This window comes from Agrococcus jejuensis, from assembly GCF_900099705.1.
Lineage (GTDB): Bacteria > Actinomycetota > Actinomycetes > Actinomycetales > Microbacteriaceae > Agrococcus > Agrococcus jejuensis.
Map to the genome: position 1 here is coordinate 517,459 of NZ_LT629695.1, position 18,567 is coordinate 536,025.

Sequence of the window (18,567 nt, forward strand, 5' to 3'; positions counted from 1 at the left end):
GCGTCATGTGCCGCCGATACCATCGGGCACGATGCCCTCGACGACCGCCGCCGACCGTCTCGCAGCCGTGCTGCGCGTGCCCACCGCCGCCACCGACGGCGTGCCCGACGCCGCGGGCCTCGCGGCGCTGCGCACGCTGCTCGCCGACCTCTACCCGCACGCGTTCGGTGCGCTCGAGGTCGAGCTCGTCGCCGAGCACACGATCCTCGCCCGCTGGCCGGGCGCATCCGCCGACGCCCCCGCGCTGCTCATGGCGCACCAGGACGTCGTGCCGCCCGGCGACGGCTGGACGCACGGCGCGTTCGACGGCGCCATCGTCGACGGCGTCGTGTGGGGCCGCGGCGCCATCGACGACAAGGGCTCGCTCGTCGGCATCCTCGAGGCGATCGAGGCGCTCGTCGTCGACGGCTTCGTGCCCGCGCACGACGTGTGGCTCGTGCTCGGCCACGACGAGGAGACCTTCGGCGGCGGCGCGCACGCCGCGATCGCGGTGCTCGCCGAGCGCGGCGTGCGGCCCGCGTTCGCGATCGACGAGGGCGGCGCCGTCGTCGACCCGCCGGTGCCGGGCGTCGACGTGCCCGCCGCGATGGTGGGGCTCAGCGAGAAGGGGATGCTCGTGCTGCGCCTCGCGGTCGACGAGCACGGCGGCCACGCCTCCACGCCACCGCGCATGCCAGCGACGGCGATCCTCGCCCGCGCCGTCGTGCGCGCCTCCCGCGCCCGCTTCCCCGAGCGGCTCACGCCGACGACGGTGCGGATGCTGCAGACGCTCGGCGCGCACGCGCGGGCACCGTACCGCGCGCTGCTGACGCGGGCCGACGTGCTCTCCCCCGTGCTGCGCCGCATCCTCGCCGCGAACGCCGAGACGCGCGCGACGATCGCGACGACCGCGACCGTGACGGGCCTGCAGGCGGGCACCGCCGCGAACGCCATCGCGGAGCGCGCCGAGGCCACCGTCAACGTGCGGCTCACGCAGGGCACGACGATCGCCGACGCCGTCGCGATCCTCGGCCGCGCCATCCGCGACGACCGCGTGACGATCGACGTCGTGCGCGGGCACGAGGCGTCGCCGACGTCGCCGACCGACGGCCGCGGCTGGGATGCCATCGAGGCCGCGACCGCCGCCGAGTACCCGGAGGCCGTCGTCTCGCCGTACGTGATGCTCGGCGGCTCCGACGGACGGCACGCGTACCGCGTGACCGACCGCGTCTACCGCTTCACGCCGTTCCTGCTCACGAGCGACCTGCGCGCATGCCTGCACGCGCGCGACGAGCGCATCCCCGTCGACGCGTTCGAGCGGGGCATCCGGTGGTACCGGCGCCTGCTCGAGACGTGCTGACCGGCGCGGCTCAGTAGTCGCTCGCCGAGGGCGCGCCCTCGACGATCGCGCGCGTCGACGACAGGCCGAGGCGCGAGGCGCCCGCACGGACCATGGCGTCGGCGGCCTCGCGCGTGCGGATGCCGCCCGACGCCTTGACGCCGAGGCGGTCGCCGACCGTCGCGCGCATGAGCGCGACGGCGTGCTCGCTCGCGCCACCGGCCGGGTGGAAGCCCGTCGACGTCTTCACGAAGTCGGCGCCCGCGGCCTCGGAGGCCTTGCAGACCGCGACGATCTGGTCGTCGGTCAGCGCTGCCGACTCGATGATGACCTTGAGCACCACGCCCGGCGCGGCCTCGCGCACCGCGCGCACGTCGGCCTCGACGGCGTCGTAGCGACCGTCGATCGCGGCGCCCACGTCGATGACCATGTCGAGCTCGTCGGCGCCCTGCGACGCGGCGAGGCGCGCCTCGGCGGCCTTGACCTCCGAGTGGTGGCGACCGCTGGGGAAGCCCACGACCACGGCGGTCTTGAGACCCTCGGGCACCTCGACGGGCAGCACGTTCGGCGACAGGCAGACGCTGTACGCGCCGAGATCCGCCGCCTCGGCGATCGTGGCGGCGACGTCGGCCGCCGTCGCCTCGGGCTTCAGCAGCGTGTGGTCGACGATGGTCGCGATCGACTCGGTCATGGCGTCTCCTCCTCGGGCGCATCCACGCGCCCCTCGGCGATCCCCAGGATCTCGCGCACGCGCTGGACGTCGGCGTGCATCTGGGCGATGAGCGGCTCGATGCCGTCGAAGCGCACCATGGGGCGCACGTGGTCGACGAGCTCGAGCTCGATGGGTCGGTGGTACAGGTCGAGGTCGACGTCGAGCAGGTACGCCTCGACCGTCGTCTGCACGCCGTCGAACGTGGGGTTGTCGCCGATCGACACCGCGGCCGGGAAGCGGCCGGCGTCGACGGTCGCCCACGCGGCGTACACGCCGTGCCCGGGCACGAATCCCTCGATGTCGGGGCCGAGGTTCGCGGTCGGGAAGCCGAGCTCGCGGCCGCGCTGGTGGCCGCGCACGACCGTGCCGCGCAGGCGCGGGCTCCTGCCGAGCTGCTCGGTGGCGTGCGGGATGCTGCCCGCCTCGAGCGCGTGGCGGATCTCGGTCGACGACACGCGCGTGCCCGCATCGTCGACGACGTCGTCGACGACGAGCACCTCGACGCCGCGCGCCGTGGCGAGGCGCGTGAGCAGCGCCGGGTCGCCCACGCCGCCGCGGCCGTACCGGAAGTCGCTGCCGACGACGATGAAGCGGGCGCCGAGGCCGTCGAGCAGCACGCGCTGCACGAAGTCCGTCGGGTCCATCGCGGCCGTCTCGGCGTCGAACGGGATCGTGACGACCTCGCAGCCGAGCGCCTCGAGCGCCTCGCGCTGCTGCGCCGGCGACAGGATGAGGCGCGGCGCGAGCTCGGGGCGGAGCGTCGCGAGCGGATGCCGGTCGAACGTGACGACGACGGGCGTGAGGCCCCGCTTCTCGGCCATGCGCAGCGCGCCGGTGAGCAGCTCGCGGTGGCCGAGGTGCACGCCGTCGAACTTGCCGATCGTCACGGCCGACGGACGCGCGACGAGATCGTCGATCCAGCTCACGCGGCGACGCTCCCGTCGACGGTGGCGCGCTCGGTGCGGCGGATCCACCACAGGCCCACGATGGGCAGCACGGCGGGTATGAACAGGTAGCCCATGCCGTACCAGCTCCACACGCTCGCGTGGCCGAAGAGCGCAGGGCTCGTGAGCGAGAGGGTGCCGACGGCGACGACGCCGACGAGCTCGAACGCGATGGTCGCCACGGCGACGCGCGTCCAGATCGCGCCGCGCATCGCGAGCGCGATCGTCGCGACGACGTAGACGACGGCGGCGACGGCGCTCAGCGCGTACGCGAGGGGCGCCTCGTCGAAGCGGCTGAGGATCTGGTAGACCGAGCGCCCCGTCGCGGCGATCGCGAGGATCGCGTACACCGCGATGAGCACGCGGCCGAAGCCGGATCGACGGGAGGAGGGCACCGGACGATCCTACGCCCGCGTGTGAGCGCGTTCAGACGACCTGCACGAACCAGATCTGGTGCATGCGGTACACCATGACGGCGACGGCGAGCAGGCCGACGCCGACGACGAGCACGCCCCAGCGGCCCTTGTCGGCGAACGCCCACAGGGTCGCGGCGGGCGGGATGAGCAGCGCCGTGACGAGGTACACCCAGTACTCGAGCAGGTCGCCCGTGGGGCCGGCGCCGACGATGGGCGCGACGATCGAGGCGACGACCTGCACGATGAGGCTCAGCATCGTGAGGGCGGATGCGCCGAGCACGAGGTCGTTCATCTTGACCTTCGCGAGCCCCGCGATGGCGACGCCGGCGCCGAGCACGGCGATGACGATCGCCTGCGTCAGCATGAGCCACGAGATCATGCGTCGGCCTCCGTCGCGGCGTCCTTCGCGGCCTGGTCGGCGGCGGCGACGCCGAGGTTCGCGACCGGGTGCAGGCGGCCGCCCTCGCCGCGGGCGATGCCCACGAGCTCGCCGTCGTGCACGGCCGCGACGATGCCCTCCGCGTCGGTGCGCGGGCGGCGACCGTTCGCGAGCAGGCGCGCATCCTCGTCGCCGAGCGTCACGACGGGCAGCACGCGCGATGCGACGTCGACGGGGCGCAGCATGCCCTCGGGCACGATCGCGTCGGCGGCGACGGCATCCTCGAGCCCGAACGGGCCGACCTTCGTGCGCCGCAGCGCGGTGAGGTGGCCGCCGACGCCGAGCGCGGCGCCGAGGTCGCGGGCGAGGGCGCGGATGTACGTGCCCGACGTGCAGTCGACGACGGCGTCGATCGATGCGAGCGCGCCCGGCCGCAGCGGGCCGAGCTCGAAGCGCGACACCGTGACGGGGCGTGCCGTGAGCGCGACGTCCTCCCCCGCTCGCACGCGGGCGTACGAGCGCTTGCCGTCGACCTTGATCGCCGACACGGCGCTCGGCACCTGCTCGATGTCGCCCGTGAGCGGCACCACGGCGGCCGCCACGGCCTCCTGCGTGATGCTCGACGCATCCGCGGTCTCCACCACGTCGCCCTCGGCGTCGTCGGTGATCGTCGAGGCGCCGAGCGCGATCGTCGTCTCGTACGTCTTGTCGAGGCCGACGAGGAACGTCAGCAACCGAGTCGCGGGGCCGACGCCGAGCACCATGAGCCCCGTCGCCATCGGGTCGAGCGTGCCGGCGTGGCCGACCTTGCGCGTGCCGAGCTGCCGCCGCGCCATGGCGACGACGGTGTGGCTCGTGACGCCAGCGGGCTTGTCGACGAGCAGCACGCCGTTCGGAGCAGTCATCGGTCATCGAGCGTAGCCGTAGCCTGAGGGGATGCGGATCGCGGTGCTCGGTGCTGGGGCGATCGGCGGTTGCCTCGCAGCCCTGCTCGATGCCGCGGGGCACGACCTCGTCGTGGTCGCGCGCTCGTCGGCGCCGGTGCTGCGCGCGCACGGCATCCGCCTCGAGGGCGCGTTCGGCACGCATCACGCGCATCCGGAGGTCGTGGATGCGCTCACCGAGGCGCCCGACGTCGCGATCCTCGCGACGAAGACGATCGACTCGGCCGCGGCGCTGACGCCGTCGCGCGCCGCGCTCGCCGACGTGCCGGTGCTCGCGGTGCAGAACGGCCTCGACGCGCACGGACGCGTCGCGCGCATCCTCGGCCACGACCGCGTCGCGGCGGGCCTCGGCACGTGGGCGGCGAACGCGCTCGAGCCGGGCGTCGTGCGCATCACCGCGTCGGGCGAGACCGTGGTCGGCGGACCGGAGGGCGAGCGGTTCGCGGGCATGCTCAGCGGCGCCATGCCGCACGTGCGGCGCGCGGGGAGCATCGAGGGCGCGCAGTGGGCGAAGCTCTGCGTCAACGCCGTCAACGCCGTGCCCGCGGCCGTCGGGCTGTCGATGCAGGAGGTCGCTGCCGCGCCCGCGCTGCTGCGCGTCACGGCGGCGGCGATGCGCGAGGCGGCCCTCGCGGCGATCGCGTCGGGCGTGGCGATCGAGCGCGTCGGCAGCGTCGGGCCCGAGACCATCGGCACGCTCGCGGCGTCGATCGAGGAGGCCCAGGCGGTGCCGCGCCGCATGGCCGCGACGTTCGGCGACGTGCCGAACCTCGGTTCGACGCAGCAGAGCATCCGCAAGGGCCAGCCGACCGAGGTCGACGACCTCGCGGGCGCGATCGTGGAGGCGTCGGCGCGCCTCGGGCTCGACGCGCCGGTGAACGCGGGGCTCGTCGCCCTCGTGCACGAGGTCGAGCGCACGGGCGCGTTCGTGGCGCCCGAGCGGGTCGCGGCGCTCGCGCCGCTCCCCTAGGTGCTCCCAGCACGCGGCGGATACTGTCCCCGTAGCGACCAGGAGGAGACACAGTGGCGCACAAAGACGCAACGACGGTGGCGGAGACCCTTCGCCGGATCCAGCGTGGGGACCTCATCCTGCCCGCGATCCAGCGGGAGTACGTCTGGAAGCCATCCCAGGTCGTCAAGCTGTTCGACTCGATGATGCGCGGCTATCCCATCGGCACGTTCCTGTCATGGAAGGTCGAGCCGTCCACCGCCAAGTCGTTCAAGTTCTACGGCTTCATGCGCGAGTACAGCGCCTATGACAATCGACACAATCAGCTCCTCGATGTGGATCCGAGCCGGCCGGTCACTGCGGTGCTCGACGGTCAACAGCGCCTCACGTCGTTGAACATCGGGCTGCGCGGTACCTACGCATACAAGAACAAGGGCGGCTGGGCCAGCAAAGAGTGGTCCTACCCAACCCGACACCTCTACCTGAACCTCCTCGGCTACGCGCCCGAAAACGACGCTGGCCTTCGCTACCACTTGGCGTTCCTGACCAAGGAGCAGGTCGCCGCAGCCGAGGATGACGCGGAGCATCGCTGGCTTCGAGTCTCCGATGTCTTCGAAGCAGCCGAGCCCGCAGCGTGGTTCAAGCTCGCACAGCAGTACGGTGTGGGCAACGACGAGATCGCCGTCGAGATCCTCGGCAACCTGTGGGCCGCCGTGCACAGCACCGCCAGTCTCCAGTTCTACGAGGAAAGCGACCAAGACATCGAGCGAGTCCTTGACATCTTCATCCGTGTCAACTCCGGCGGCACTGTCCTCTCGTACAGCGACCTGCTGCTCTCCATCGCTACCGCGCAATGGAAGACCCGTGACGCGCGTGCAGCAGTGCACGGTCTCGTCGATCAACTGAACGCGACCGGCGCTGGCTTCGACTTCGCCAAGGACACCGTCCTGAAGGCAGGTCTGGTCCTCACAGACATCCGCGACTTCGGCTTCAAAGTGAAGAACTTCCGCACCGAGAACATGGAACTGCTCGATGCGCAGTGGGACAGCATCAGCGAGTCGCTCCGGGTCGCGGCCGGACTGCTGTGGGACTTCGGACTCTCCGACGCAACGCTCACCGCCGATAGCGTGCTGATCCCGATCGCCTACTACCTGCAGCACCGTGGCCTCGGCAACGAGTACCGCCTCGCAGAGAAGCACCGCGACGATCGTGGCGCGCTTCGGACCTGGGTGCTGCGCTCGCTCATCGCCCGAGGGGTCTGGGGTTCCGGGCTCGACACCCTCCTTCGCGAGATGCGCGAGGTCATCCGTGTGCACGGCACCGGTGCGTTCCCAGACGCTGCTCTCGACGCCGCGCTCGCACGTCAGGGAAAGTCCCTCGAGGTCACCGAGTCACTCGTGGACGATCTGCTCTCGCTGCGCTTCGGCGGCCCGAGAACGTTCGCGACGCTCGCAATCCTGTTCGACCACGTCGACACGAGGTCGGTGCACCACGTCGACCACGTCTTCCCCGCCTCCCTGCTATCGAGGAAGGCAGTCATCACGGCGCTGTCCCAGAACGGCGGCCCCTCTCCCGATCGAGAGCACGTCGACACTCTGCTGTCGCTTCGCGACTCACTGGCGAACCTCGAGCTGCTACCCGGCGCTGAGAACGTCGACAAGTCGGATCAAGACCCTGCGTCCTGGCTCGACAACGCATACCCGACTCATGATGCTCGGAGCGCATTCCTCGACCGAAACGCCCTCCCCGACCCGCTGCCGACCGACGTCTCCGAGTTCGAAGCATTCATCGAGCGCAGACGCACGCTGCTCGCGCAGCGCATCGCACTCCGGCTCGGCGGGCTCGGTGGCGTGCCGGCCGTCGGGACCGACTCCGATGCGGGAATCGACGACATCGACACCGACCTGGGCGTCGCGGACGACGGCAGCGAGGCGCTCTCGTAGTCCGCGCCCGACCGCTCGTCAGCCGTCGAGCGCGTCGACGATCGTCGCGGCGATCTCGGCGTGCGCCTCGTCTCCGGCGACCGTCGCCTCGTCGTCGCCCGGCTGCGCACCGTAGTCGCCGAACTGCGCGTGGTTCACGCCCTCGAGCTCGACGAAGACCGCGTCGTCGGGCAGCAGGTCGCGCGCCTCGTCGGCCGCATCCTGGCGCAGCACGCCGTCGCGCGAGCCCGTGATCGACAGCACCGTGAGATCGTCGCGGCCGCTGAGGTCGCCGAGCGAGCAGTACGAGGCGAGCAGCACGAGCGCCTGCACGGCGTCGTCCTCGGCGTACGTGCACGCGCGCACCCCACCCATGCTGTGGCCGCCGACCGACCACGACTCGACGCCGGGCACCGCATCCGTGAACGTCGACAGCGGCCGCAGCTCGACGATCGCCAGGTTGAGGATCGGGCGCACGAGCACGACGGTCGCGCCCGCGGCGGCGACGTCGCGGAACGTCGCGACGTAGGCGGCCGCATCCACGCGCGCCCCTGCGAAGAAGACGATCCCCTGCCCCTCGAGCGTCGTCGATGCCTCGGCGGCCGGCGACAGCACCACGACGTCGCCCTCGTCGGCGACCGTGATGCGCGCATCCGCCTCGGCCGCCGCGAGCCCCGCGGCCTCGGCTCGGTACGGCGTGCCCGCCCACACGAGGCCGCCCACGATCGCGAGCACCAGCACGCCCGCCACCGCGATGCCGACGATGCGCACGACCCGGCGTCGACGCCGGCGCGGCGGCGCGCCCGACTCGTCGGCCATCGTCAGCAGCGGTCCTGGAACACCTGCCGCGGCGCGCGCCAGTCGGTGGTGTCGATGACCATGTCGGCGTTGCGCACGGGGTCGGCGAGCCGCTCGTAGTGCTCGTGCGCGAGCCGGTACCGGTCGTGCGAGGGATCGGTGACGAGCGGATGCGCGCCGTCGCGCCGCTGCAGGCGCGCGCCGCGCTCCGCATCCGACGCCTCGAGCCGCAGCACGAAGTGCCAGCGTCCCTTGAACGCGGGACGCAGCAGGAAGACGCCGTCGACGATGAGCACGGCGTCGGGCCCGGCGGTCTTCCAGTCCATCTCGACGGGCTGGTCGGTGTCGAGGTCGAAGGCCTTCGTCATGAAGCCCGTCGAGCCGCCCATGCGGAACGGCTGCAGCAGCACGCGGTCGGCGAGCTCGAGGTCGAACGCATCCTCGTAGTAGCCGGCCCACGAGTCGCGACCCTGGCGGTAGCGGCGCTCGCGCGGCTGGTGGAAGTCGTCGAGGCTCGCGCGGAACGACTGCACGCCTGCACGGGCGAACGCGACGTGCAGCGCGTCGGCGAGGTGGGTCTTGCCGACGCCGTCGCGCCCGTCGACCGCCACGATGCGGCGGCCGCGCGGGCTGCGGGCGACGACGACGCGCACGACCTCGGTGTAGAGCGCCTTCTGCTCGGGCGTCCACGACGCCGCCTGCATGAGGAGCTGCTGATCGGCCATGCAGCCAGGCTAGCCGCGCACGGTCGGCACCGGGGCGCTGCTCGCCGAGGGCGCAGCGGCATCGCGCATCGCCGTCGGCTGCGCCTTCGCATCGCGCGGGTACGCGAGCCTGCGCAGCAGCGTCTCGGCCGGTCCCCGTCGCCCGGCCGCGTCGAGCGCGACGGCGACCGCGACCGTCACGAGCCACACGCCGAGCGCGTACAGCGCGCCCTGCCACTCGGTGAGCACCCCGCCGAGGCCGAGGCCCCACGCCGACAGCACGGGCGCGAACAGCACCGACTGCAGCAGGTAGCTCGTCATCGACCGCTTGCCGACGGCGGTGAGCGCCTTCGACACCGGGCCGAGCGGACGCTGCGCGAGCCGTGCGGCGACGAGGCCGAAGAGCGCGGCGTAGCCGAGGCCGCCCGCGACGCCCGCGGCGGTGTGCAGCATCCAGAACGTCGTCGGCATGACGGGGATGACGTCGACGTGCTCGAGGAACGCGAGGATGCCCGCCGACCAGGCGATGGCGATGCCGCCGACCGCGACCTTCGCGAGCAGGGCGCGGTGCCGCTCGGGCTCCTCGAGCATGCCGTGGCGGGCGGCGAGGATCGCGAGCAGGATCGCGACCGGCACGGCGAGGCCGAAGACGCCCTGCACGAACGTCACGGGCGCCCACATGCCGAGCCTCGCGAGGATCGAGGCGAGGTACGAGTCGATGCCGGCGACCGCGGGCAGCGAGACGTCGCCGAGGTCGGTGACGCCGAAGAGGGTCGCGACGAGGCCCATCGCCATCCACGCGAGCGCGCCGAGCGCGAGCAGGCCGCCGAGCACGCTCGCCCAGATCACGATCGTGCGGTCCCTGCGCTCGACGAAGAGCCAGCCCACGAGCAGGCCCACGAGGCCGTAGGCGCCGATGATGTCGCCGCCCCACAGCAGCGCGGCGTGCACGGCGCCGAACGCGAGCATCCACCAGTGCCGGCGCCGCAGCAGCCGCCGCGCCTCGAGCGACGTCGCCCCGGCAGCGAGCTGCCTCCGGTACAGCTGCCACATGCCGTAGCCGAACAGGAACGCGAACAGCGGGTACGAGCGCCCGTCGATCGCGATGATCGCGATCGCCTGCCAGATGCGGTCGCCGAGGTCGCCGCCGTCGAAGTGCATCGACGACATCGCCACGTCGCGGCCGTAGAGGTGGAAGGGCATGTTCGCCAGGGCGATCATGAGCAGCATGAGGCCGCGCGCGAGGTCGGGCGCGATGGCGCGCACGCGGGATGCGGCGGGCGTCGACGCGGTGCTGGTCGGCGTGGTGGCGGTCGGACCGGATGCGGGGGCTGGGATCGTCACGCATCCGACGCTAGGGACGCCCGACGCGTCGCGCATCCACCCGTGGTCGGACCTGCGCGCCCGCCGCTCGGCGGAGGCGGGCTTCGGGCCCGCCGCGCCCGTAGCCTGGTCGGATGGACGCGGACCTGCTGCACGCACGCCTCGCGCCCTGGTACGCCGAGCATCGGCGCGACCTGCCGTGGCGCGAGCCCGGGTTCACGGCGTGGGGCACGCTCGTGAGCGAGATCATGCTGCAGCAGACGCAGGTCGCGCGCGTGCGCACCGCGATCGTCGAGTGGCTCGATCGCTGGCCGACGCCCGCCGACCTCGCCGATGCGCCGACGCACGAGGTGCTGCGCGCCTGGGGCACGCTCGGGTACCCGCGGCGGGCGCTGCGGCTGCAGGATGCGGCGCGCGCGATCGTCGAGCGGCACGGCGGCGTCGTGCCCGACGACGTGGCCCAGCTGCTCGCGCTCCCGGGCATCGGCGACTACACGGCGCGGGCCGTCGCCGTCTTCCACTTCCAGCAGCGGCATCCCGTCGTCGACACGAATGTGCGCCGCGTCGTCGCTCGGGCCGTGCAAGGGCAGGGGGATGCGGGCCCGGCGGCGCGCGCGGACCTCGCGCGCGTCGAGGCGCTGCTGCCCGACGACGTCGCCGAGGCGGGCACCGTGTCGATCGCGCTCATGGAGCTCGGCGCCCTCGTCTGCACGGCTCGCGCGCCACGCTGCGACGAGTGCCCGCTCGTGGGCGACTGCGCGTGGGTCGCCGCGGGGAAGCCGGCGTACGAGGGCCGGCGCGCCCCGCGGCAGGCGGCGTTCGCCGGCAGCGACCGGCAGACGCGCGGCACGGTGCTGCGCGCCCTGCGCGGCGTCGACGTGCCGCTCACGCTCGCCGAGCTCGCCCCGCTGTGGCCCGACGCCGAGCAGCTGTCGCGCGCCATCGCCTCCCTCGCCGACGACGGCCTCGTCGTGGTGGAGGGCGAGGCGGTGCGGCTGCCGCACTGATCCCCTCCAGCAGCTGGTCGAGGAGCGCGAGCCGCCCCTTCAGCTGGTCGAGGAGCGCGCGAGCCGCCAGGCGAGCACGCGTCACGAGACCACGCCACCGCGGCTCCTGCCCAGCCATGCTCGTGGGTCGCGTCGAGCGGGCACGTCGCGAGGTCTCGTGACGGCTCCTCGCCTGCGGCTCGGGGCCTCCTCGACCAGCTGGTGGGAGGCGACTCGGATCGAGCCTGGCTAGGGTCGACCCGTGCCCCTGCGACAGCAACGGCTCCGCGCCGACGCTCCCGAGCTCACCGCCGCGCTCGCCGCCATCCGCGCCGACCTGGGCGCCGACGAGGCCTTCCCGCCGGCCGTCGAGGCCGAGGCCGCCCGCGCCGCGCAGCGCCCTCTCGAGGGCGTCGACCGCACCGACGTGCCGTTCGTCACGATCGACCCAGCCGGCTCGACCGACCTCGACCAGGCGCTGGCGATCGAGGCCGACGGCGACGGCCACGTCGTGCGCTACGCCATCGCCGACGTGCCGGCGTTCGTCGAGCCCGGCGGTGCCGTCGACGCCGAGGCTCGCAGGCGCGGCCAGACGCTCTACGCGCCCGACGCGCGCGTGCCGCTGCACCCGACGGTGCTGAGCGAGGATGCCGCGAGCCTGCTCCCCGGAGTCGAGCGGCAGGCACTCGTGTGGACGTTCGTGCTCGACGCCGCGGGCGCCGTGCGCGACACGAGCCTCGAGCGCGCCCGCATCCGCAGCCGCGAGCAGCTCTCCTACCCCGAGGCGCAGGCGCGCATCGACGCGGGCGACGCGCAGCTCGGCATGCTGTGCACCGTCGGCGAGCGACGCATCGTGCTCGAGGCGGCGCGCGAGGGCGCGAGCCTCGACGCGCCCGACGAGGAGGTCGTGCACGACGAGCACGGCTGGCGCATCGAGCGCCGCGCGCCCCTGCCGGTCGAGCAGTGGAACGCGCAGATCAGCCTCATGACCGGCATGGAGGCGGCCAGGATGCAGCTCGCGGCCGGCGAGGGCGTGCTGCGCACGATGCCGCGCCCGTCGAAGGGCGCCATCCGCGACTTCCGCCGTGCCACGGAGGCGCTCGGCGTGCCGTGGGCCGAGGGCGAGCACTACGGCGCCTTCCTGCGCCGCCTCGACCGCGCCGAGCCGACGACCGTCGCGATCCTCGCCGCCGCCCGGCGCCTGTTCCGCGGCGCCGACTACCTCGTGCTCGACGGGGGCACGCCCGGCGCGGATGCCGTGGTGCAGGCCGCGATCGGCGCACCGTACGCGCATGCGACCGCGCCGCTGCGGCGTTTCGTCGACCGCATCGTGCTCGCCCACTGCGAGGCCATCGCCAACGGCCGCGACGTGCCCGCGTGGGCGCGCGAGGCCGCGCAGGGCGTGCCCGAGGCCATGCGGTCGTCGGGCTCGCGCGCGTCGCAGCTCGAGCGCGAGTCGCTGCGCGCGGTCGCTGCGTGGATCCTCGAGCCCCGCATCGGCGACGAGCTCGACGCGCTCGTCGTCGAGCGCCGCGACGACGAGGCCGTCGTGCAGCTCGTCGACCCGCCCGTCGAGGCGCGCGTCGTCACGGCTGCCGAGCCAGCCACGCGCATCCGCGTGCGCGTGCGCGCCGCATCCGTCGCCGACGGCACGATCGCGCTCGACGAGGTCTGAGCCCGCACGCACGACGAAGGGCCCGGCGCGCCATGCGTGCCGGGCCCATCCGTCGGACGGTCAGTCCTCGTCGTCGAGCTCGCGAGGCTTGCGGTACGGGTCGGCCTCGCCCGCGTACGACGCCGTCGACTGCTCCTTGCTCGTCGCGGCGTCGCGCGAGCGCGCCTCGTCGAGCAGGTGGTCGATCGACGCCGCGTTCTCGGGCAGCGCGTCGAGGATGAACTCGACCGACGGCGTGAGCCGCAGCGTGAGACCCTTGCCGATCTCACGGCGCACGACGCCCTTCGCCGACTGCAGCGCGGCGGCGGAGTCGCTGCGCTCCTCGTCGGAGCCGTAGACGGTGTAGAAGATCGACGCGTGCTGCAGGTCGCCGGTGACGCGCACGTCGGTGATCGTCACGAACCCGAGTCGCGGGTCGCGGATCTCGCGCTCGAGCGTCTTCGCGGTGATCTCCTGGATGCGGTCCGCGATCTTGCGGGCCCTGGGGTTCTCTCCCACGACTCCTCCTTCTCTCCTCGACGCCTGCGGCGTCGGTCCTGCCATGCCCTGCCCGGACGTCCGGCGAGCGCCGGATGCACGGATGGGGTGGCCGCAGCCACCCCATCCTTGCGCGTTCGCCGAATCAGTCGCGCGGCTTCTCGACCATCTCGATGGTCTCGATCTCGTCGCCGAGCTGGATGTCGTTGAACTTGCCCAGACCGATGCCGCACTCGAAGTCGGTCTTGACCTCGGTGACGTCGTCCTTGAAGCGGCGCAGCGACTCGATGGCGAGGCCATCGGCCAGCACGACGCCGTCGCGGATGACGCGCGCCTTGGCGTTGCGGGTGATCGTGCCGGAGCGCACGATGACACCGGCGATGTTGCCCCACTTCGACGAGCGGAACACCTCCCGGATCTCCGCGACGCCCGACTGGACCTCCTCGTACTCCGGCTTCAGCATGCCCTTCAGCGAGCTCTCGATGTCGTCGATCGCTGCGTAGATGACGTTGTAGAAGCGCACGTCGACGCCCTCGCGAGCTGCTCGCTCGCGCGCCTTCGTGTCGGGTCGCACGTTGAAGCCGATGATCACGGCGTCGTCGACCGTCGCCAGGTTCACGTCGGACTCCGTGATCGCACCGACGCCGCGGTGGATGATGCGGAGGTCGACCGAGTCGTCGATGTCGATCTTGAGCAGCGACTCCTCGAGCGCCTCGACCGCACCGGACACGTCGCCCTTGATGATGAGGTTGAGGGTCTCGACCTTGCCCTGCTCGAGCGCGAGCTTGAAGTCCTCGAGCGACAGGCGCTTGCGAGCCTTCGCCAGGAGGGCGTTGCGCTCGACGGCCTCGCGCTTCTCGGCGATCTGACGCGCCGTGCGGTCCTCCTCGGTGACGAGGAAGGTGTCGCCTGCGCGCGGGACCGACGAGAGGCCCTGCACCTGCACGGGCATCGAGGGCCATGCCTCGTCGACGGGGGTGCCGTCGTCGAGGGTCATGGCGCGCACGCGGCCGTAGGCCGTGCCCGCGACGATCGCGTCGCCGATGCGCAGCGTGCCCGACTGGATGAGCACGGTCGTGACCGCACCGCGGCCCTTGTCGAGGCGAGCCTCGATCGCGACGCCGCGCGCCTCCTTGTTGGGGTTGGCACGCAGGTCGAGGCCAGCGTCCGCCGTGAGGAGGACGGCCTCGATGAGCTCGTCGACGCCCTTGCCCGTGAGCGCGGACACGTCGACGAACATGACGTCGCCGCCGTACTCCTCGGCCACGAGGTTGTACTCGGTGAGCTGCTGGCGCACCTTGGCGGGGTTCGCGCCCTCCTTGTCGACCTTGTTGACCGCGACCACGATCGGCACGCCTGCGGCCTGCGCGTGGTTCAGCGCCTCGACCGTCTGGGGCATGATGCCATCGTCGGCCGCGACCACGAGGATCGCGAGGTCGGTGACGCGCGCACCGCGGGCACGCATGGCCGTGAAGGCCTCGTGACCGGGGGTGTCGATGAACGTGACGGCACGGTCGATGCCCTCGTGCTCGCGGTACACCTGGTACGCACCGATGTGCTGCGTGATGCCGCCGGCCTCGCCGTCGATGACGTTCGACTTGCGGATCGCGTCGAGCAGTCGCGTCTTGCCGTGGTCGACGTGACCCATGACCGTGACGACGGGGGCGCGGAACTCCAGGTCGCTCTCGTCCTCGTCCTCGAGCTCCTGCTCGAGGTCGAGGCCGAAGCCCTCGAGGAGCTCCTTGTCCTCGTCCTCGGGGCTGACGATCTGGATGCGGTAGCCGAGCTCCTCACCGAGGATCTCGAACGTCGACTCGTCGAGCGACTCGGTGGCCGTGGCCATCTCGCCCAGGTGGAACAGCACCTGCACGAGGTCGCCGGGGCTCACGTCGATCTTCTCGGCGAAGTCCGAGATGGATGCGCCGCGGCGCATGCGGATGACCTGGCCCTCGCCGCGACGGACGCGCACGCCGCCGAGCGATGGCGCCTCGCGCATCTCGAACTCGAGCCGCTTCGTACGCTTCGACTTGCGCGACTTGGCCTTGCCGCCGCCCTTGCCGAACGCGCCGGCGGTGCCGCCGGGACCGCGGCCACGACGACCCGCGAACGCGGGGCCGCCACGACCGGGGGCGCCACGACCGGGCTGGCCGGCGCCGGGGCGCTGGAAGCCGAGGCCGCCGCCACCGGGGCCGCCCTGGCCGCCGCGCGGAGCGCCGGGACGGGGCGAGCCGGGACGCGGGGCGCCCGGACGGGGTGCGCCGGGACGCGGAGCGCCCGGACGCGGGCTGTCACGCGTGGGACGCGCGGTGAACGGGTTGTTGCCACCGCGGGGACGGCCCATGCCCTGCGACGACGCGAAGGGGTTGTTGCCGGGGCGGGGCGCGCCGGGACGCGCCATGGGGCGCGGGATGGCGTTGGGGGTCGGCGAGTCGCCTGCCGGTGCGGCGGGGGTCGCCGGGGCCGTTGCCTCGGCAGCCTCGGCGGGCTTGGCAGCCGGAGCCTCGGCGGGCTTCGCCGCAGCGGGAGCTGCGGGCGCGGCGGGCGCGGGCGCCTCGGCGGCGGGCTTCGCCGCGGCGGGCTTCGCGCCGGCGGGCTTCGCTGCGGGCTTCGACGCAGGCTTCTCCTGCGCCGGTGCTGCCGCTGCAGCCTCGGGCTGCTTCGTGACGCCGGCCTCCTCGAGGGCGGCCTTGAGCTTGCGCGCGACCGGCGGTGCGACGGCGGATGCGGGGCCCTTGACGAACTCCCCCATCTCCTTCAGCTTCGCGAGCGCGACCTTGCTCTCGACGCCGAGCTCGGCGGCGATCTCGTGTACGCGTGGATTTGCCACTGGTTGTTCTCCTGTCCGGGTCCGACCCCGGATCAGGGGACGGACGTCTAGCTGACGGGTCTCATCTCGAGCCGCTCATCAGTTGTCCATGGTGGTTTCTGTCTTCCTGTCGTGGCCGTCTCCGGCCAGTCGTGCCGCCCACGCTTCGATGGGCGTCGCGTCGAGTCCCCTCGAGCGCAGCGCGTGTCCGAGCGATCTCGTCGCCCGCTGGACGCACGCAGCATCCGAGTGCACCCACGCGCCCCTGCCTGGCAGGCGTCGACCTTCGTCGACGACCACCGCGCCGTTCGCCGCGACGAGACGCACCAGGGCGTCCTGCTCGCAGCGCATGCGGCAGCCGAGGCACATGCGGATGGGCATCAGTCTATCCCAACGCTGGAAGCGGCTCGACGCTTCCCTAGTCCTCGTCCATGACGGAGTCGGGCTGGATGTCGATCTTCGAGCCCGTGAGCTTCGCGGCGAGGCGGGCGTTCTGGCCCTCCTTGCCGATCGCGAGCGAGAGCTGGAAGTCGGGCACGAGGGCGCGCACGGCCTTGAGCTTCGCGTCGAGCACGAACGCGTCCGAGACCTTCGCGGGGCTCAGGGCGTTCGCGACGAACGTCGCGAGGTCGTCGGAGTAGTCGACGATGTCGATCTTCTCCTCGCCGAGCTCCGACTGCACGGCGCGCACGCGCGAGCCCATCTCGCCGATCGCTGCGCCCTTGGCGTTGATGCCGGGGGCCTTCGCGATGACGGCGATCTTCGAGCGGTGGCCGGCCTCGCGCGCGATGGCGACGATCTCGACCTGGCCGCTCGCGATCTCGGGCACCTCGTGCGCGAAGAGCTTGCGCACGAGCGCGGGGTGCGTGCGCGACACGGTGACCTGCGGGCCCGTGCGGCCGCGCTCGACCTTCGTGATGAGCACGCGCAGGCGCTGGCCGTGGCGGTACTCGGCGCCCGGGACTCGCTCCTCGGGCGGCATGATCGCCTCGATCTCGCCGATCTGCACGTAGACCATGCGCGGGTTCGGGCCCTGCTGCACGACGCCGGCGACGATCTCGCCCTCGCGGCTCTTGAAGTCGCCGAGGATCGACTCGTCGGAGTGGGCGCGCAGGCGCTCGAAGATGACCTGCTTCGCTGCCGACGCGGCGATGCGACCGAAGTCCTCCTGCGCGACGGGCGACTCGCCGATGACGTTGCCGTCCTCGTCGACCTCGGTCTGGAACACCTGCACGAGACCGGACTTGCGGTCGATCGTGACGCGCACGCGGGGCGCGTCGGCGGCGCGGTGCTCCTCGGAGCGCAGGTACGCCTGCAGGATGGCCTGCTCGGTGATGACGATCAGCTCGTCGAACGGGACCTCGCGCTCGCGCTCGAGGTGCTTCAGCACGCTGAGATCGATCTCCATGGGGCGCCTCCTGTATGCAGTTGTGGTCGGGCAGACCTTCGAGGATACCGGATGCGGCGGGCACGGCACGCGGGCGCCGTCGGGCCGGGGACGACCCGCTCGCGCGACCGGATACCGTCGAGTCGTGCGCTCCCGACTCATCCCCGCCGCCCTGCTGCTCTCCGCCACGCTCGCGCTCGTCGCGTGCTCGACCCCCGACTCCCCCGCGTCCCCGTCGACCTCCGCCGGCACCGCGACCGACGGCTGCGCCTACGTCTCCGACGGCAGCGGCGCCGTCGAGGCCCCGCCCGCCGAGCCCGCGGTCTCGGGCGAGGTCGCCGTGACGCTCGAGACGAGCGCGGGCGCGATCGGCATGACCCTCGACGCCGACCGCACCCCGTGCACGGTCGGCAGCTTCACCTCGCTCGCCGACCAGGGCTACCTCGACGGCACGCAGTGCCACCGCCTCACGACCGAGGGCATCTTCGTGCTGCAGTGCGGCGACCCGACCGGCACGGGCCGCGGCGGGCCCGGGTACTCGTACGCCGACGAGCTCGACGGCACCGAGACGTACTCGGCAGGCACGGTCGCGATGGCGAACGCCGGCCCCGACACGAACGGCTCGCAGTTCTTCCTCGTCTACGAGGACTCGCCCCTGCCGCCGTCGTACACGGTCTTCGGCACGATGGACGAGGCCGGCCTCGCCGTCGTCGCCGCGATCGGCGCGGCAGGCGTCGCAGGCGGCGGGCCCGATGGCGCGCCCGCCGACGACGTGACGATCGCGTCGGTCGCCATCGGCTGACCCGCCGACGAACCACGAAGGGCCG

Annotated in this window: 18 protein-coding genes; 6 read left to right on the forward strand and 12 right to left on the reverse strand. The window is 72.8% G+C overall.

Annotated features, from left to right (window positions below; translation table 11 throughout):
* The first annotated feature begins 31 nt into the window (after positions 1-31).
* On the forward strand, positions 32-1,339 hold the full coding sequence (locus tag BLQ67_RS02405) for a M20/M25/M40 family metallo-hydrolase (RefSeq protein WP_092502108.1): 1,308 nt from the start codon (positions 32-34) through the stop codon (positions 1,337-1,339).
* 10 nt (positions 1,340-1,349) lie between these two features.
* Here the strand turns inward: BLQ67_RS02405 and deoC are convergent, their stop codons facing one another.
* Genes deoC through truB form a run of 5 tightly spaced genes read right to left on the reverse strand, consistent with a single transcriptional unit; the run spans position 1,350 to position 4,674 of the window.
* Positions 1,350-2,009: a deoxyribose-phosphate aldolase gene (deoC, locus tag BLQ67_RS02410; RefSeq protein ID WP_092502109.1), complete on the reverse strand. Its 660-nt coding sequence runs from the start codon at positions 2,007-2,009 to the stop codon at positions 1,350-1,352.
* Positions 2,006-2,956 (reverse strand): bifunctional riboflavin kinase/FAD synthetase, encoded by a 951-nt coding sequence (locus BLQ67_RS02415; protein ID WP_092502111.1) that lies wholly within the window; start codon positions 2,954-2,956, stop codon positions 2,006-2,008. Before BLQ67_RS02415 ends, deoC begins: the two co-directional genes overlap by 4 nt.
* The gene (locus tag BLQ67_RS02420) at positions 2,953-3,369 is read right to left on the reverse strand and encodes a hypothetical protein (RefSeq protein WP_092502113.1); all 417 of its coding nucleotides are present in this window, start codon (positions 3,367-3,369) and stop codon (positions 2,953-2,955) included. Before BLQ67_RS02420 ends, BLQ67_RS02415 begins: the two co-directional genes overlap by 4 nt.
* Before the next feature lie 31 nt (positions 3,370-3,400).
* Complete coding sequence (locus tag BLQ67_RS02425) at positions 3,401-3,769, reverse strand: hypothetical protein (RefSeq protein WP_092502115.1); 369 nt, start codon at positions 3,767-3,769, stop codon at positions 3,401-3,403.
* The gene (truB, locus tag BLQ67_RS02430) at positions 3,766-4,674 is read right to left on the reverse strand and encodes a tRNA pseudouridine(55) synthase TruB (RefSeq protein WP_092502117.1); all 909 of its coding nucleotides are present in this window, start codon (positions 4,672-4,674) and stop codon (positions 3,766-3,768) included. Before truB ends, BLQ67_RS02425 begins: the two co-directional genes overlap by 4 nt.
* Before the next feature lie 31 nt (positions 4,675-4,705).
* Here truB and BLQ67_RS02435 point away from each other — a divergent pair, with 31 nt between their 5' ends.
* Positions 4,706-5,683, forward strand: a complete 978-nt coding sequence (locus BLQ67_RS02435; protein ID WP_092502119.1) for a ketopantoate reductase family protein — start codon at positions 4,706-4,708, stop codon at positions 5,681-5,683.
* Between the two features lie 53 nt (positions 5,684-5,736).
* On the forward strand, positions 5,737-7,605 hold the full coding sequence (locus BLQ67_RS02440) for a DUF262 domain-containing protein (RefSeq protein WP_092502121.1): 1,869 nt from the start codon (positions 5,737-5,739) through the stop codon (positions 7,603-7,605).
* 18 nt (positions 7,606-7,623) lie between these two features.
* Here the strand turns inward: BLQ67_RS02440 and BLQ67_RS02445 are convergent, their stop codons facing one another.
* Genes BLQ67_RS02445 through BLQ67_RS02455 form a run of 3 tightly spaced genes read right to left on the reverse strand, consistent with a single transcriptional unit; the run spans position 7,624 to position 10,430 of the window.
* Positions 7,624-8,403, reverse strand: coding sequence for an alpha/beta hydrolase (locus BLQ67_RS02445; protein ID WP_092502123.1), 780 nt, complete (start codon positions 8,401-8,403; stop codon positions 7,624-7,626).
* Between the two features lie 2 nt (positions 8,404-8,405).
* Positions 8,406-9,107, reverse strand: coding sequence for a nucleoside/nucleotide kinase family protein (locus BLQ67_RS02450; RefSeq protein ID WP_092502125.1), 702 nt, complete (start codon positions 9,105-9,107; stop codon positions 8,406-8,408).
* 9 nt (positions 9,108-9,116) lie between these two features.
* A complete protein-coding gene (locus BLQ67_RS02455) occupies positions 9,117-10,430 on the reverse strand; it encodes a DUF418 domain-containing protein (protein WP_231945135.1) in 1,314 nt (437 codons plus the stop codon).
* A 113-nt stretch (positions 10,431-10,543) separates the two neighbouring features.
* On the opposite strand from BLQ67_RS02455, the gene BLQ67_RS02460 reads away from it, so the two are divergent.
* Positions 10,544-11,416, forward strand: a complete 873-nt coding sequence (locus BLQ67_RS02460) for an HhH-GPD family protein (protein WP_092502128.1) — start codon at positions 10,544-10,546, stop codon at positions 11,414-11,416.
* 241 nt (positions 11,417-11,657) lie between these two features.
* Positions 11,658-13,070: an RNB domain-containing ribonuclease gene (locus BLQ67_RS02465; RefSeq protein WP_092502130.1), complete on the forward strand. Its 1,413-nt coding sequence runs from the start codon at positions 11,658-11,660 to the stop codon at positions 13,068-13,070.
* Between the two features lie 60 nt (positions 13,071-13,130).
* Here BLQ67_RS02465 and rbfA read toward each other — a convergent pair whose 3' ends face one another.
* The 4 genes from rbfA to nusA all read right to left on the reverse strand — a co-directional run bounded on the left by rbfA (position 13,131) and on the right by nusA (position 17,761).
* A complete protein-coding gene (rbfA, locus tag BLQ67_RS02470) occupies positions 13,131-13,568 on the reverse strand; it encodes a 30S ribosome-binding factor RbfA (RefSeq protein WP_092502132.1) in 438 nt (145 codons plus the stop codon).
* Positions 13,569-13,692: 124 nt separating this feature from the next.
* Positions 13,693-16,374, reverse strand: a complete 2,682-nt coding sequence (infB, locus tag BLQ67_RS02475) for a translation initiation factor IF-2 (protein WP_092502134.1) — start codon at positions 16,372-16,374, stop codon at positions 13,693-13,695.
* Between the two features lie 78 nt (positions 16,375-16,452).
* Positions 16,453-16,734: a YlxR family protein gene (locus BLQ67_RS02480; RefSeq protein WP_092502136.1), complete on the reverse strand. Its 282-nt coding sequence runs from the start codon at positions 16,732-16,734 to the stop codon at positions 16,453-16,455.
* Positions 16,735-16,771: 37 nt separating this feature from the next.
* The gene (nusA, locus tag BLQ67_RS02485) at positions 16,772-17,761 is read right to left on the reverse strand and encodes a transcription termination factor NusA (protein WP_092502138.1); all 990 of its coding nucleotides are present in this window, start codon (positions 17,759-17,761) and stop codon (positions 16,772-16,774) included.
* Between the two features lie 124 nt (positions 17,762-17,885).
* Between nusA and BLQ67_RS16770 the strand changes: the two genes are divergently transcribed.
* A complete protein-coding gene (locus BLQ67_RS16770) occupies positions 17,886-18,542 on the forward strand; it encodes a peptidylprolyl isomerase (protein WP_269457100.1) in 657 nt (218 codons plus the stop codon).
* The last annotated feature ends 25 nt before the right edge of the window (positions 18,543-18,567 follow it).

Coding starts and splice junctions, on each gene's coding strand:
- BLQ67_RS02460 (WP_092502128.1), top strand. CDS start 10,544: ATGGACGCGGACCTGCTGCACGCACGCCTCGCGCCCTGGTACGCCGAG.
- nusA (WP_092502138.1), bottom strand. CDS start 17,761: ATGGAGATCGATCTCAGCGTGCTGAAGCACCTCGAGCGCGAGCGCGAG.
- BLQ67_RS02450 (WP_092502125.1), bottom strand. CDS start 9,107: ATGGCCGATCAGCAGCTCCTCATGCAGGCGGCGTCGTGGACGCCCGAG.
- BLQ67_RS02405 (WP_092502108.1), top strand. CDS start 32: ATGCCCTCGACGACCGCCGCCGACCGTCTCGCAGCCGTGCTGCGCGTG.
- BLQ67_RS02435 (WP_092502119.1), top strand. CDS start 4,706: ATGCGGATCGCGGTGCTCGGTGCTGGGGCGATCGGCGGTTGCCTCGCA.
- BLQ67_RS02445 (WP_092502123.1), bottom strand. CDS start 8,403: ATGGCCGACGAGTCGGGCGCGCCGCCGCGCCGGCGTCGACGCCGGGTC.
- truB (WP_092502117.1), bottom strand. CDS start 4,674: ATGACTGCTCCGAACGGCGTGCTGCTCGTCGACAAGCCCGCTGGCGTC.
- BLQ67_RS02480 (WP_092502136.1), bottom strand. CDS start 16,734: ATGCCCATCCGCATGTGCCTCGGCTGCCGCATGCGCTGCGAGCAGGAC.
- BLQ67_RS02425 (WP_092502115.1), bottom strand. CDS start 3,769: ATGATCTCGTGGCTCATGCTGACGCAGGCGATCGTCATCGCCGTGCTC.
- deoC (WP_092502109.1), bottom strand. CDS start 2,009: ATGACCGAGTCGATCGCGACCATCGTCGACCACACGCTGCTGAAGCCC.